Source organism: Microbacterium sp. CGR2 (genome assembly GCF_003626735.1).
GTDB lineage: Bacteria > Actinomycetota > Actinomycetes > Actinomycetales > Microbacteriaceae > Microbacterium.
Map to the genome: position 1 here is coordinate 168,238 of NZ_RBHX01000002.1, position 14,638 is coordinate 182,875.

Annotated in this window: 12 protein-coding genes; 5 read left to right on the forward strand and 7 right to left on the reverse strand. The window is 66.7% G+C overall.

Annotated features, from left to right (window positions below; all coding sequences use genetic code 11):
- Positions 1-10 precede the first annotated feature (10 nt).
- From D7252_RS19240 to D7252_RS19260, 5 genes are all read left to right on the forward strand, one after another.
- Positions 11-862, forward strand: a complete 852-nt coding sequence (locus D7252_RS19240; protein WP_120777201.1) for a carbohydrate ABC transporter permease — start codon at positions 11-13, stop codon at positions 860-862.
- Positions 859-3,132: a glycoside hydrolase family 3 protein gene (locus tag D7252_RS19245; protein ID WP_120777202.1), complete on the forward strand. Its 2,274-nt coding sequence runs from the start codon at positions 859-861 to the stop codon at positions 3,130-3,132. Before D7252_RS19240 ends, D7252_RS19245 begins: the two co-directional genes overlap by 4 nt.
- Positions 3,120-4,418, forward strand: a complete 1,299-nt coding sequence (locus D7252_RS19250; RefSeq protein WP_120777203.1) for a glycoside hydrolase family 125 protein — start codon at positions 3,120-3,122, stop codon at positions 4,416-4,418. The genes D7252_RS19245 and D7252_RS19250 overlap by 13 nt, the downstream gene beginning before the upstream one ends.
- A gap of 69 nt (positions 4,419-4,487) precedes the next feature.
- Positions 4,488-5,414: a spermidine synthase gene (locus tag D7252_RS19255; RefSeq protein ID WP_147406777.1), complete on the forward strand. Its 927-nt coding sequence runs from the start codon at positions 4,488-4,490 to the stop codon at positions 5,412-5,414.
- Positions 5,415-5,731: 317 nt separating this feature from the next.
- The gene (locus tag D7252_RS19260) at positions 5,732-6,319 is read left to right on the forward strand and encodes an HNH endonuclease signature motif containing protein (RefSeq protein WP_147406778.1); all 588 of its coding nucleotides are present in this window, start codon (positions 5,732-5,734) and stop codon (positions 6,317-6,319) included.
- Between the two features lie 100 nt (positions 6,320-6,419).
- On the opposite strand, the gene D7252_RS19265 is transcribed toward D7252_RS19260, so the two are convergent.
- From D7252_RS19265 to rsmA, 7 genes are all read right to left on the reverse strand, one after another.
- The gene (locus D7252_RS19265) at positions 6,420-7,538 is read right to left on the reverse strand and encodes a sugar-binding protein (protein WP_120777206.1); all 1,119 of its coding nucleotides are present in this window, start codon (positions 7,536-7,538) and stop codon (positions 6,420-6,422) included.
- A gap of 57 nt (positions 7,539-7,595) precedes the next feature.
- A complete protein-coding gene (mmsB, locus tag D7252_RS19270; protein ID WP_120777207.1) occupies positions 7,596-8,945 on the reverse strand; it encodes a multiple monosaccharide ABC transporter permease in 1,350 nt (449 codons plus the stop codon).
- A complete protein-coding gene (gene mmsA / locus D7252_RS19275) occupies positions 8,942-10,492 on the reverse strand; it encodes a multiple monosaccharide ABC transporter ATP-binding protein (protein ID WP_183055424.1) in 1,551 nt (516 codons plus the stop codon). Before mmsA ends, mmsB begins: the two co-directional genes overlap by 4 nt.
- 129 nt (positions 10,493-10,621) lie before the next feature.
- Positions 10,622-11,635 (reverse strand): LacI family DNA-binding transcriptional regulator, encoded by a 1,014-nt coding sequence (locus D7252_RS19280; RefSeq protein WP_120777208.1) that lies wholly within the window; start codon positions 11,633-11,635, stop codon positions 10,622-10,624.
- Between the two features lie 86 nt (positions 11,636-11,721).
- Positions 11,722-12,654 carry a 4-(cytidine 5'-diphospho)-2-C-methyl-D-erythritol kinase gene (locus D7252_RS19285; RefSeq protein WP_183055418.1) on the reverse strand — a complete coding sequence of 311 codons (933 nt, stop codon included), beginning with the start codon at positions 12,652-12,654 and terminating at the stop codon, positions 11,722-11,724.
- Between the two features lie 7 nt (positions 12,655-12,661).
- Positions 12,662-13,729 carry an L-glyceraldehyde 3-phosphate reductase gene (gene mgrA / locus D7252_RS19290; RefSeq protein ID WP_120777210.1) on the reverse strand — a complete coding sequence of 356 codons (1,068 nt, stop codon included), beginning with the start codon at positions 13,727-13,729 and terminating at the stop codon, positions 12,662-12,664.
- Positions 13,726-14,607: a 16S rRNA (adenine(1518)-N(6)/adenine(1519)-N(6))-dimethyltransferase RsmA gene (rsmA, locus tag D7252_RS19295; protein ID WP_120777211.1), complete on the reverse strand. Its 882-nt coding sequence runs from the start codon at positions 14,605-14,607 to the stop codon at positions 13,726-13,728. The genes mgrA and rsmA overlap by 4 nt, the downstream gene beginning before the upstream one ends.
- Positions 14,608-14,638: the final 31 nt, after the last annotated feature.

The following is a 14,638-nucleotide window of genomic DNA, read 5'->3' on the forward strand; positions in this document are numbered from 1 at the left end:
GATTTCTCCCATGGCATCACGCACCGTCCTCCCCCTCCGCGACCGAGTGGGTTCCCTCACCAGCGGCGTGCTCGCATGGCTCTACGCCGCCGTCCTGATCATCCCCTTCTATTACTTCATCTCGTCGTCGTTCAAGTCGAACGAGGAGATCTTCGAGTCGCCGCTCGCCCTTCCCTCCAGCTGGGACTTCTCGAACTTCACCACCGCCTTCCGCCAGGCGGATCTGGGTCTTGCGATCGCGAACTCGGTCCTCACGACCGTCGGCGCGCTGGTCCTCACGCTCGTGCTCGCGCTGCCCGCCTCATTCGCGCTCGCCCGCGCACAGGGTCGCGTCGGCAGGATCATCGAAACCGTCTTCAGCCTCGGCTTCCTGATCCCGTCGTTCGCCGCCCTGTTCCCCACCTTCCTGCTGGCGGCGTCGGTCGGCCTCTTCCACACGCGGACCTTCGTGGTGCTCCTGCTTCCGGCCACCGCACTTCCCCTGTCGATCGTCATCCTCACCGCGTTCATGCGCACGATCCCCCGCGAACTCGAAGAGGCGGCATCGATGGACGGCGCCACGACGCTGCAGGTTCTCCGTCAGGTGTATCTCCCGATCTGCATTCCCGGGATCGCGACGGTGCTGCTGCTGAATTTCCTCTCGTTCTGGAACGCGTATCTCTATCCGCTGATCCTCATCGGCCCGGACACCTCGCAGCGCACCATCCAGGTCGCCCTTCCCACCCTCAAGGTCGACGCGGGAACCGACTACGGCGTGCTGATGGCCGGAACGCTGCTCACACTGCTGCCGGTGTACCTCGTGTACACGGTGCTCCAGCGGCAGATGCAGCGCGCTCTGGTCTCTGGGGCGATCAAGGGATGACGCCGTCGTCCGCGAGCCTGCCGCTGCGCGAGCGGGTCGGTCAGATCAACCAGCGCCTGAAAGGCTGGGAAACGGTTCGATGGATCGACGGCGCGCCCCGTGTCACCGACGTGCTGCGCCGTGAGGTCGACCGCTGGGGCGGCATCGGCGCGATCTACGGCATCCAGCGCGCGGATCCGTGGTCTCAGGTGCGCTGGAGCAACGGCATCCCGCCCGAGCGGAGCGCCGAGGCGTATCAGGCCGTCCAGGACTGCGTCCGCACCCGAGGCGCGGGGCTTCCCACCCTGTTCGTCGAGGAGGTGCCGCACGGCCTCATGGCGCTCGGCGGCACCACCCTCCCGGTGAACCTCGCGCTGGGCGCGGGGATGGATCCCCATCTCACCGAGGAGCTCGCTGCGCACGTCGCTGCCGAGACGCGGGCGCGGGGTGCCCACGTGGCGCTGGTGTCCGGGCTGGACATGCTTCGTGACCCGCGCTGGGGCAGGGCAGAAGAGTGCTTCAGCGAAGATCCTGCACTGGCCGCCGCCCTGGTCGAGGCGACGGTGCGAGGGATGCAGGGCAGCCGACCGGACGGGCGGATCGACGGCGACCGCATCGCCGTCGTCGCAAAACACCTCGCCGGGCAGGGAGCCGGGATCGGCGGGAGGAACGGATCCGGAGCACCGATCGGTCGTCGAGAATTCGGTGAGATCCATCTGCGGCCCGCCTTTGCCGCCGCGCGCGCGTGTGTTGCAGGTTTCATGGCGGCGTACAACGATGTCGACGGCATCCCGTGCACGGCGAACAGAGACCTTCTCACCGGCACGCTCCGCGAGGACTGGGGATGGCAGGGCATCGTCATGGCAGACGGTACGGCCGTCGACCGTCTGCGTGACAGCGCGCCCGACGCGGCGAGCGCTGCCGCACTCGCGATCCACGCGGGTGTCGACCTCAGCCTCTGGGACGAGGCGTTCACACGGGTGGAAGAGGCCGTCGATCGCGGCATCCTCGATGAAGCCGATGTGACCCGCGCAGCGGATCGGATGCTGGCGCTCAAGGCGCGCCTCGGACTGCTCGATCCGTCCGAGGCCACGGTAGACACCCCGAGAAGCGAGCGCCCCGAGACCCGCGAGTTCCTGTCGCTCGTGTCCCGCGCCGCTGCTCAGGCCTGTGTGCTGGTGCACGACGAGGGCGCACTCCCCCTCCCCTCGTCCGCAGTCGTCGCAGTGATCGGACCGAACGCCGACGATCTCGACGCGCAGCTCGGCGACTACACACCACCGCGCCCAGATGATGAGCCGGCTGCCTCCACTGTCCGCTTCGCGCTCGAGGTCCGCCACGGTGTCGGGAATGTGCGGTACGCGCAGGGCTCCGGGCATCGCGCCGCCCTCGCTCCTGATGCGACAGCTGAAGTGAGCGAGGCCCTGACGGGTGCTGGTGCCGCGGTCGTCGTCCTCGGCGGCACGAGCCGGCGCAGCTACGACGATGATTTCGCCGACAACGGCGCGGTCGACGGGCCGGCTCCCGACACCACGAACGGTGAGGGCGTCGATCTCTCCGCGCTGAGCTTTCCCCAGGCGCAACTCGATCTGCTGCGCGCGGCTCGCGCGGCCGTTCCTCGTGTGATCGCGGTGGTGATCGACGGCCGCCCGCGCCCCCTCGAAGAACTGACGGCGCTCTGCGATTCTCTGATCGTGTCGCCCTTTCCGGGACCGGCCGGTGGGGCAGCGATCGTCGACGTGATCGCGTCCGGTATCGGTGGAGGACTCCTGCCGACGACCCACCCGGCCGGCGACGGCGTCTTCCCTGTAGCGCACGACGAGCGTCTGGAGACCGCGCGCGGCTACGTCGACGCGCGCGTTCCAGTCGGTCGACTGTTGGGCGCGGGCACACCCGCGGGGGTCACGGTGACGCTGCGTCCCTCCGAACCGGTGATCGCTGTCCACGCGCTCGGCGACGGCGAAACCGTCACACTCCATGCCGACGTCGTCAACGCGACGTCTTCGGACATCTCGCTCGCCGTGCCGCTGTACGGCAGGCGGCACGAGCTCGGCATCCGTCCACGTCGGCGCACACTGCTGACGGTCCGTCGCGTGCAGGTCGGGGCGGGGATGACCGCAGCGGTTCCCTTCGAGCTCGGCCTCGATGAGCTCGGTTCGTGGGCGCGTGGCCGCCCGGAGGCGACTCGCGTGGAAGTGCTCGCGTGGACGGCATCCGTCCACGATCCGCCGGCGGGCGGGGTGACGATTCGCGTCACGGACGAGAAAGGACGCAGCGGATGGGAGCGCTGACCTCGTTCGAACCTGACACTCGCACCCGTGACCTTCTCCGCACCGCTGCCGACGACGTCCGTGCGACGTGTGGCACGCGGATCGGCGGCTTGGTGGAAGCCGCCTTGCTGCGCACGCTGAACGACACCGTCAGCGTCGACGATGACGGGGCGGTGTTCGTGATCACCGGTGACATCCCGGCGATGTGGCTGAGGGATTCGACGACACAGTTCACCCCCTACCTGCGGTTCATCGACCGCAGCGAACAGCTGGCCGATCTCGTGGAACGCGTCGTCCGTCGTCAGATGGCATTCATCGCGCACGACTCCTACGCCAACGCGTTCAACGACGGCCCCACCGGGGCGCACTACGACCCAGACGACGTCTGCGACGATCCCGCCGTCTGGGAGCAGAAGTACGAGATCGACAGCCTCTGCTATCCCATCAGTCTCGCTCACGCTCTCTGGAGCCGCGCCGGCCGCAGCGCATTCCTCATCGAGGACGGTACACCCCGGGTTCTCCGTGCGATCGTCGATCAACTCCGCGCCGAACAGCATCACGACACGTCGCCGTACCGATTCGAACGTGCCACAGCGATTCCCACGGAGACCCTGCCCCGAGAGGGAAGAGGATCGGCACTCGCCGACACGGGAATGACGTGGAGCGGCTTCCGTCCCTCCGACGACGCCTGCACCTACGGCTACAACATCCCTGCGAACCTCTTCGCGGCCCAGGCGCTGCTCTCGATCGCGGAGATCGCGTCCGAGGTCCTGCGCGATGTCACGTTGGCTGACGACGCCGGCCGGCTCTCGCAGGAACTGGTCACCGGCGTGCGCGAGCATGGTGTGGTCGACGGTCCCGACGGGTCGCCGATCTACGCCTACGAGGTCGATGGCCTCGGGGGCGTGCTCATCATGGACGACGCCAACACCCCGTCGCTGCTGTCGCTCCCCCTCGTCGCACCCGACGTGCTCGATCGCGGCATCTGGGAGGCCACCCGCGAGGTCATCCTGAGCCCCGTGAACCCGTACTGGTTCTCCGGTGCTGCGCTGCGCGGCGTCGGCAGCCCGCACACTCGAGATCGCCGCGTCTGGCCCATCGCGCTGGCCGTCGAGGGTCTCGTGGGGTCACCCGCAGACCGGACCCGGTTGCTGGGAATGATCGCGGACACCGATGCCGGCACAGGGCACGTCCACGAGAGCATCGACGTCGACGATCCGACCAGCTACTCGCGCGCTTGGTTCTCGTGGGCGGAGTCGATGTTCTGTGAACTGGCGCTCGCGCTGGTCGAAGACCAACGCTGCTGATTCCACCGTTCTTCGTGGTTTGATCGGCAGGCGGTCTCCGACCGACCTGGCCCGACCTAAACTCGACGAGTGCCAAGAAATCGCCGGGTGTTCTCGCTCCTGCTCGACAATCGCAAGGCAAAGCTGGTGCAGTCGAGAAGGCGGCCCGGTCGCTACCAACTCAGCGTCGATGGAATTCCGCAGTCCGTCGTCTCGATGACTGATCCCACCGTGCTCGAGTACGCGTACACCCAGCACATCGCCAGAGCAATGGACGCCGCGGATGAGCCCGGTGCACCGCTGTTCACCGTGCATCTGGGAGCCGGAGCACTCACGCTGGCCCGCTACGTCGAGGCCACGCGTGCCGGATCACCTCAGGTCGTGGTCGAGTTTGAGCCCGCTCTCTATGCAGCAGTGGTCGCCGCGCTGCCCCTGCCGCCCGGCGCTGATCTGCGAGTCATCTTCGGCGATGCGCGAGCAGTCGCAGACGCAGAGCTTCCGGATGAGAAGCGATCGTCCGTGCCGTTGCACCCTTCCCCCGCGCTCGACGCCGCAGCGACTGCTCGCACCGCGGTCGACACCGATTGGGTGGATGCGCGCTTCACCGTCGTCGATCTCTGGGATGCCGCCGTCATCCGACATCGTGTGGCCAGCCAGGAGTTCTACCGCCGGGTCGCCGCGCGCTCCGCAGCGGAGGGAGTCGTGGCAGTGAACCTGCTCGATGGGCATCCGTTCGAGTATTCACGGCGACAGGCAGCCACGCTGAGCACCGTGTTCGCTCACGTTGCCGTCGTTCTCGACGCGGAACCGAACGATGACGAAGGGCCACTCGGCAACGTCGTCATCTTCGCGAGCGATGAGCCGCTGGACGTCGTGACGAACCCCGATCTGCTCGGCACACCGCGACCCCACACGCTCCACGACGGTGCGCTGACATCGTGGATCGCGGAAGCGCGCATCATGACCGACGCCGACGGCACAGACTCCCCCGACCCCGACGACCCGCTCTGGGGCTAGCCCCGTCGAAGCTTCGTTCGAATGTCGGTGCTCCGTGATGGACTGAAGTCATGGAAGCGATGGTCGATGCGACGGACTCTCGGATGGCGATGCTCGCCGATCTGATCGCCTCCTTGGAGTCCGCCGAGTCGACACTGAGAGGCATACGCGGAAGAGGCACTGGTCGCCGCGGCGACCGAGTCGCCCAATCGGCTGCGTCCGATCGCCCGGCGCCTCGCGGAGAAGCGCCAACCGCGCACGATCGACGAGCGCCACAAAGACGCTCGCACGCAACGGCGGGTCTCGAGATCCGCGGTCGCGTTGAGATCACTGTTCCGGTGACCACGCTCATGAGCGACGATGCCGATTCGGCGGGTGGCGCGACGTTCAGCTTCGGCACACGGGGTGAATACGGTACGCCAGGCGGATGCGGCACCTGTGGCGGATTCGGCACCCGAGATGGCTGTCCGCCGCCTCCCCCCGAGCTCGACGGGAGGGTCCCGATCGACACGGAGACCGCCCGGTTCCTCGCCGGCTCCGCATCGGGATGGGATCGCGTCCTCACGCATCCGATCACCGGAGGTCTCCTCGCCGTCGACCGCTACCGGCCGAGCAAACACCTCAGACGTCGCCTCAGAGCGAGAGACCAACGCTGCCGATTCCCTGGCTGCGGGATCGCGGCGCGGAAATGCGACCTCGACCACAATGACGCCGCCTCAACCGGTGGCGCGACGAAACACTCCAATCTGGCCGACTTCTGCCGACGGCACCACGTCCTCAAGCACCGGACCCCGTGGCATGTCGCACAGCAATCCGGCGGCATCCTCGAATGGACCAGTCCGACCGGCCGGGTCTACGACGACCGACCGCCGGCCCAGAACACGGTGTGCTTCACTGAGGCAGGCAGAGCGCGCGCCCCGTTCTGAGCGGGTCGTGTGCGATGACGCGTACCGCCGAACGAACGAACCGCCCGACCCCACTCCCGAAGGGAGAGAGGCCGGACGGTTCGCGTGTGAAACGAGATTCTTACTCGTACGACTTCACGATCTCGAGGAGGCTCGGGACGTTCTCGTACGCCTCGGCCGCGTTCTCCTGCGTGACGATCAGCGGCTCGAGCAGGTACGCCGGAACGACCTTCACGCCGTTGTCGTACTGCTCTTCGTCGTTGACGTCGACTTCCTCGCCCTTCTGGAGCTGGCCGACCATCTTGATGGTCTGCTCGACCAGGAGCGTGGTGTCCTTGTTGATCGTGGAGTACTGGATGCCCTCCATGATCGACTTCACCGACTCGACCTCGGAGTCCTGACCGGTGACGACCGGGACGTCCTTGCCGGCGCCCTGCACCGAGGTGATGATGGCGCGCGCGAGCGTGTCGTTCGGGGACAGCACGCCGTCCAGCGTCTCAGAGCTGTAGGTCGAGGTGAGCAGCGAGTCCATACGGCGCTGCGCGTTCTCCGGCTTCCAGCCCTCGGTCGCCGTCTGGGCGATCTCGGTCTGACCCGAGACGACGTTCAGCGTGCCGTCGTCGATCGCCGGCTGCAGCACATCCATCGCTCCACCGAAGAACACGGCGGAGTTCGCGTCATCAGGCGAACCCGAGAACAGCTCGACGTTGTACGGCGCCTCGTGGCCTGCGCGCTCGACGAGACCGTCGAGCAGAGCCTGACCCTGAAGCTGGCCGACCTTGAAGTTGTCGAAGGCGACGTAGTAGTCGACGGCTTCGGTGTTCTCGATCAGACGGTCGTACGCGATGACGGTGACGCCGGCGTCCATGGCAGCCTCGACCTGAGTCGCGAGCTGCTTGCCGTCCTTCGCGCCGATGATGATGACCTTCGCACCACCGGTGACCATTGCCTGGATCTGGTTCTGCTGCTCGGCGACCGTGTTGCTGGCCGGCGCGTACTGCACGTCTGCCTTGAATCCGGCCTCTTCGAGACCGTCAGTGAACAGCTGACCGGCGAGAACCCAGTTCTCGCTGGTCTTGTCCGGAAGCGCGACACCGATCGTGGAGCCGGCTTCGAAGCCGGCTGCGGCCTCTTCGCCCGAGTCCGAACCGGTGTCACCGCCGCGCTCCGAAGAGCAGCCGGTGAGGGCGAAGGCGCCCGCGACGACAAGCGCTGTCGTCGACAGAAGAATCTTCTTCATGTGATCTCTTTCTCTGGTGTGTGAAGGTCTGTCGCGCGTGCGAACGCGAGTCGACCCCTACTTTCCGCTCGTCTTGTCGACGGGTGGGGCTTGGTAGGTCTTGTTGGGTTCGAAGGTCTGCAGCGCAGGGTCCTCCTTGCGGCCGAAGCGGCGCGTCATGAAGCCGATGAGCGAGGGACGACCCTGCTGCTTGTTCCACACGTCGACGCCGACGGCGAAGAGCAGCACGAGGCCCTTGATCATCGACACCACATCGGCACCGGCACCCAGCAGGGCGAGGCCGTTGTTGAGGAACGCCATGACGAGGCCACCGATGATCGACCCGATCACCGTTCCGATTCCACCGGAGACGGCGGCACCACCGATGAACACCGAGGCGATCGCGTCGAGCTCCCAGCCGTTGCCGTCCTGAGGTCCGGATGCCGTCGCCCTGGCGACGTAGATCATGCCGGCAAGCGACGCGAGGACGGACATGTTCATCATCACGAAGAAGTCGACCCAGCGATCCTTCACGCCGGACAGACGTGCAGCCTGGCGGTTGCCGCCGACAGCGTAGATGTGGCGGCCGAAGACCGTGTTGTTGGTGATGAACGTGTAGAGGATGACGAGGGCCAGCAGGATGACACCCGAGATCGGGAAGCTGGTGCCCGGGCGACCGGTCGCGAAGAGCCATCCGGCGACGAGGATGACGACCGAGATGAGGACGACCTTGGTGACGCTCACCCACAGCGGCGCGACATCGGAGTGCATCTTGTGCTGGATGCGGCGCGTGCGGATCTCCCAGAAGACGATCCACGCGACACCGGCGAGAGCCAGCAGCATGGTCGGGATGTTGAACGGCAGCGGCAGGGCGATCTCCGGCAGGTAGCCCGCACCGATGACCCGGAATCCTTCAGGGATCGGAATCGACTGCGAGTCGCCGACCCACTGGTTCGCGCCGCGGAAGAACAGCATGCCCGCGAGCGTCACGATGAACGCCGGCACTCCGACATAGGCGACCCAGAATCCTTGCCATGCTCCGACGAGGACACCGACGCCGAGTCCGAGGAGAACGCCCAGCGGCCAAGGGAGGTTCCAGTCAGCCATGGCCTTGGCGACCACGATGCCGGTGAACGCGGCGACCGATCCGACCGACAGGTCGATGTGGCCCATGATGATGACCATCACCATGCCGATCGCCAGGATCAGGATGTAGGAGTACTGGTTGACGACGTTGATCAGGTTGCCCGACGACAGCGTCAGGCCCTGTCCCTTGAAGATCCAGGTCAGCAGCTGGAAGACGACCAGGATGACGACGAGGCTGCCGAGGATGCCGAACTGGCGGAGCGTCGACTGCCCGCCGCCGAACATCTTGGTGATGTCGCGGAAGTGGAATCCGCTCTTCGCGGGGGTGGATTCGGTGGTCATGCGGATGCTTTCTGGGTCGCGGACGTCATGCTGCGCATGAGGGCCTCGGGTGTCGCCTGATCGGCCGGGATGCAGTCGGTGACCCGACCTTCGAAGACGGTGTAGATGCGGTCGGAGATTCCGAGGAGTTCGGGAAGTTCGCTGGAGATGACGACGACGCCCTTGCCCTGGGCGGCGAGCTCGTTGATGATCGCGTAGATCTCGTACTTCGCCCCGACGTCGATGCCACGCGTGGGCTCGTCCAGGATCAGAAGGTCGGGATCGGTGAACATCCACTTCGCCAGCACGACCTTCTGCTGGTTGCCGCCGGAGAGCTTGCCGACGCCTTCCTCCACCGAGGGGGTCTTGATGCGCAGGGCCTTGCGGTACTGCTCGGCGACCTTGAACTCCGCGCGATCGTCGACGACACCGTGGCGGGCGATCTTCGAGAGCTTCGCCGCGACGACCGAGCGCTTGATGGTGTCGAGGAGGTTCAGTCCCAGCACCTTGCGGTCTTCGCTCACGTAGGCCAGACCGTGCTTGATGGCTGACGCGACGTCGGTCAGGGCGACCTCCTGGCCGTCCTTCACCATCGTTCCGGAGAGGAAGTTGCCGTACGACCGGCCGAACATGCTCATCGCGAATTCGGTGCGTCCGGCGCCCATGAGCCCGGCGATGCCGACGACCTCGCCGCGGCGCACATTGATGCTCGAGCCCTTGACGACCATGCGCTCGGAGACGGTGGGATGCTGAACCCACCAGTCCTTCACCTCGAAGAACACCTCGCCGATCTCGGGCGTGCGATCCGGGTAACGGCTCTCGAGCGAGCGGCCCACCATCCCGCGGATGATGCGGTCTTCGTTGATCTCGCCACGCGAGATGTCGAGCGTCTCGACCGTGCGGCCGTCACGGATGATCGTGATCTCATCGGCGATCTGCTCGATCTCGTTGAGCTTGTGGCTGATGATGATCGACGCGATCCCCTTGGCCTTGAGCCCGAGAATCAGGTCGAGAAGGTGCTGCGAGTCGTTCTCGTTGAGAGCGGCCGTCGGCTCGTCCAGAATCAGCAGCTTGACGTCTTTGTTCAGCGCCTTGGCGATCTCGATGAGCTGCTGCTTGCCCACACCCAGGGTCTTGATCTGGGCGTCAGGGTCTTCGTTCAGCCCGACGCGTGCGAGCAGTTCAATCGTGCGCTGCTTCTGCGCCTGCCAGTCGATGCTGCCGAACCGTGCGATCTCGTTGCCGAGGAAGATGTTCTCCGTCACCGACAGCTCGGGGATGAGTGCGAGCTCCTGGTGGATGATCACGATGCCGGCCTGCTCGCTGGCTGCGATGTCCCGGAAGCGCTGCTCTTCACCGTAGAGGCGGATCTCCCCCTCGTAGGTCCCGTACGGGTACACCCCGGAGAGAACCTTCATCAGGGTGGATTTGCCGGCACCGTTCTCGCCGCAGATCGCGTGGATCTCGCCGGGCCGGACGGTGATCGAGACGTCGGCGAGCGCCTTGACTCCCGGGAACTCCTTGGTGATGTTCTGCATCTCCAGGATGGGGCCAGACACGGTCGGCATCGTTGCTGTAGTGCTCACGAATCTTTCCTTGCGGACGTGCGGTCACCTTCGATGTGACCGTTCACATTGAGTTTACATCGTCCTCCTCAGGACGAAGCGATGTCAAGCCCGGCCGCGAATTTCGTGTCGCTACCGTGATGCAGCGGACTCGCGCGCCCGAAGAATGGTCTGCAGCGGACCGAAGTCGGGCACACCCTCGCCCCGGATCTGCGCGAGAAGGATGCGCACGGCACGGCGACCGAGCTCAGGAAAGTCCTGATGCACGGTGCTCAGCGTGGGCGCGACGTGTGCGGCCACCGGGATGTCGTCGAAGCCGATCACGCTCACATCGTGCGACACCCGGACGCCGGCATCGCGGAAGCCGTGCATCAGCCCGATGGCCATGAGGTCGTTCGCGGCGAAGACCGCAGTGAAGTCTCGGCGGCGCGAGAGCTCCTGACCGGCGAAGTAGCCGAAGTCGGCCGTCCAGTCCCCGCGGATCGGCGGGAAGGTGGGGAGATCCGCCTCGCGAAGTCCGTCAAGGTAGCCACGCATCCGCGACTCGGCTTCGATCCAGTCCTGCGGCCCGGCCAGATGCAGGATGTCGCTGTGCCCCAGGGAGATCAGGTGCTCCGTCGCCGCCCTGGCCCCGGCGACCTGGTCGGCGGAGAGACTCACTCCGTCAGACCCGGAAGCCGTCTGCAGGTTGACGAACGGGATGTCGGGAGACATGCCGCGAAGGACATGGAACACGCGCACCTGCGGGGCGAGTACGACGATGCCGTCCACCTGCTCGCGAGCCAGCTGGCGCACCGCGTTGCCGATCGCCTCCGGCGTCGTGTCCGCGAGATTCAGGGTCGAGACCGAGTACCCCTCCTCGCGGGCGGCATCCTCGATGCCGGCGATCGACGACGTCGGGCCGAACTCCCCGATCGTCGCCGAGAGGATGCCGAGGACGTTCGACTTGCTCGTGACCAGCGCGCGTGCGGCGAGGTTCGGCCGATAGTCGAGCACGGAGATCGCGTCGAGCACCTTGGCCTTCGTCTCAGGACGGATGCTCGGGTGATCGTTCAGCACCCGGGAGACGGTCTGATGGGAGACACCGGCCAAGCGCGCGACATCGCGGATGCTCGGCATACGGGCACGCTCGGAGGCGGTGGACATCGCAGGCCTCCTCGCATGTGCACGGTCACATTGATTCAATCATTATGTACGCCGAACGGCCGACGTGCACGTTGAGGGGTCCCGGCTCAGCCGAGAATGCGGGCGCCGGGCACGGCGCCGTGCACATGCAGCGGATCGAGACCTGCCGCGCGCAGCGACGACTGCACGTCCTGTGCTGTCTCCGGATCCGGGCAGAGAAGAGCGACGGTGGGGCCGGATCCCGAGACGATCCCCTGCAGCGCGCCGGCACCGATGCCCTGCTGGATCGTCTCCTCGAGATCAGGGCGTTCGAACACCGCCGCGGCCTGCAGATCGTTGTGCAGCGCCTCGGCGAGTTGCAGTGCATCACCCGAGCGCAGGGCCTGCAGCACGGGGATGGGGACATCGAGCGACAGTGGCGGCTCGTCGGCGAGCGCGCCGCCCTCGTCGCGCAGCGCGTCCAGCTGCTGGTAGACGACCGGGGTCGACAACCCCTGATCGCTCGTCACGAGGACCCAGTCGAATCGCCCGCGTGCGAGCGCCGGATTCAACTGATCGCCCCGTCCCGTTCCGACCGCCGTTCCGCCGTGCAGCGCGAACGGGACATCGGCTCCCAGGCGTGCGGCGAGGTCGTGCAGACGCGCCGGCGACAGACCGGTCCCCCAGAGCGCGTCGCAGGCGACGAGAGCGGCCGCGGCATCCGCCGATCCGCCGCCCATGCCGCCGGCGACCGGCACGCTCTTGCGGATCTCGAGATCGACGCCCCCGGTGTGCTCCGTGGCCGTCGCGAGGAGCTTGGCCGCGCGCATGGCGAGGTTCCGGTCATCGAGCGGGACGGCGCTCACGTCGTCGAGACCCGACACCGACAGCGAGAAGTCGTCCGAGTGCCGCGCGACGACGTCTTCATACAGAGAGACCGCTTGGAACACCGTCGCCAGCGCGTGATAGCCGTCGTCGTGCCGCGCGCCGACCCCGAGGTAGACGTTGATCTTCCCCGGCGCACGCACGTGCACGGACTCGGCGGAGGCGGCGACGCTCATGATCGGGTCACAGTTCCGACGAGGTCGCCCACAGGTTGACGTCGATGGCTCCGGCGAGCTCGTCGATCCGGGCGAGCTCCTCGGTGGTGAGGGTCGGACCGTTCACGGCGGCGATGTTCTCATCGAGCTGCTCCGGGCGCGAGGCCCCGATCAGCGCGGAAGCGACCACCGGGTTGCGGAGGGACCATTGCAGTGCCAGCTGGGCGAGCGACTGACCGCGGTCCTTCGCCACCTGGTTCAGCGCACGAAGTGTCTCGAGGGAAGCCTCCGAAAGCGGCGCGTCGGGCAGTGAGCCACGCTTCTGCGCCCGCTCGGCTGTGCCGTCACCGAGGTATTTGTCGGTGAGCAGCCCCTGCGCGAGGGGGGTGAACGCGATGGCACCGAGCCCGGACTGCTCGAGAGTCTCGGTCAGACCGTCCTCGACCCAGCGGTTGAGGATCGAGTAGGCCGGCTGGTGGATCACCAGCGGCGTACCCAGTTCTCTCGCGACCGCCACGGCCTCGGCGGTGCGCTCGGCACTGTAGGACGAGATTCCCACGTACAGCGCCTTGCCCTGACGCACGAGCGTGTCGAGCGCACCGACGGTCTCGGCGATCGGCGTCACCGGATCGGCGCGGTGGGAGTAGAAGATGTCGACGTGGTCCAGCCCCATGCGGGTGAGCGACTGCTCGGCGCTGCGCAGGATGTACTTGCGGCTCGCGAAGTCGCCGTACGGGCCCGGCCACATGTCCCAGCCGGCCTTGGACGAGATGATCAGCTCGTCGCGGTAAGGGCGGAAGTCCTCGGCGAAGATGCGCCCGAAGTTCTTCTCGGCCGAGCCGTACGGCGGGCCGTAGTTGTTGGCCAGGTCGAAGTGCGTGATGCCCCGGTCGAAGGCATGCCGCAGAAGGGCCCGCTGGTTGTCGAGCGGGATGTTGTCGCCGAAGTTCCACCACAAGCCGAGGGAGATCGGCGGCAGGAACAGACCGGACGTCCCGACCTGCCGATACTCGAACTGCTGGTAGCGGCTCTCGTCTGCGGCGTAGGGACGGTGCAGCTCGGGGACATCGGGGCGGAAGCGCGGAGACTCGGTCACCGTGCCAGATTAGCGCCTGTGGCCTCTTCGGCGATCGACGGAGCCGCCTGCGCGATGCGCTGGAAGTCCTCCACGGTGAGATCCTCGCCGCGGCCGGTCGGAGCGACTCCGGCGGCGGTGAGCACCTCGGATGCCGCCGCAGAGCTGCCGAAGATTCCGGACAACGCCTGCCGGAGCATCTTGCGGCGCTGGTTGAAGGCGGCATCGACGATCTGGAAGGTGCGTCGGCGCTCCTCCTCGCTGCCGCGCTCCCCCTCGGAGCGGTCGAAACCGACGAGCAGGCTGTCGACGTTCGGTACCGGCCAGAACACCTGACGGGACACGTTTCCGGAGAGTTTCCACTCGCCGTACCACGCCGCCTTGACGCTCGGTGAACCGTAGATCTTGGATCCCGGCTTCGCAGCGAGCCGCTCGGCGACTTCTGCCTGCACCATCACGACGCCGCGCTGCAGGTAGCTGAAGTTCTCCAGGAAGTGCAGCAGCACCGGCACCGAGATGTTGTACGGCAGGTTCGCCACGAGCACCGAGGGTTGCCCGGGAAGCTCCGTGATGCGCAGAGCATCCGCATCCACGACCGTGAGCATGTCGGGGTCGACACCGTGCTCCGCCGCGGTCTGGGCTAGGCGGGCGGCGAGTCGGTGGTCGATCTCGACAGCGGTCACGGATGCTCCGGCCTCGAGGATCGCGAGGGTCAGCGATCCGAGTCCTGGACCGACCTCGACCACGCGCTCTCCCGGGCGGACGTGGGCCGCCTGGACGATCTTGCGGACGGTGTTCGCGTCGACGACGAAGTTCTGCCCCAGCTTCTTGGTGGGGGTGACGTCGAGCTCGGCGGCAAGGCGGCGGATCTCGGTGGCGCCGAGCAGGGTGACGGTCATTCCTCCATTGTCTCCTACCCTCAGTATCCTT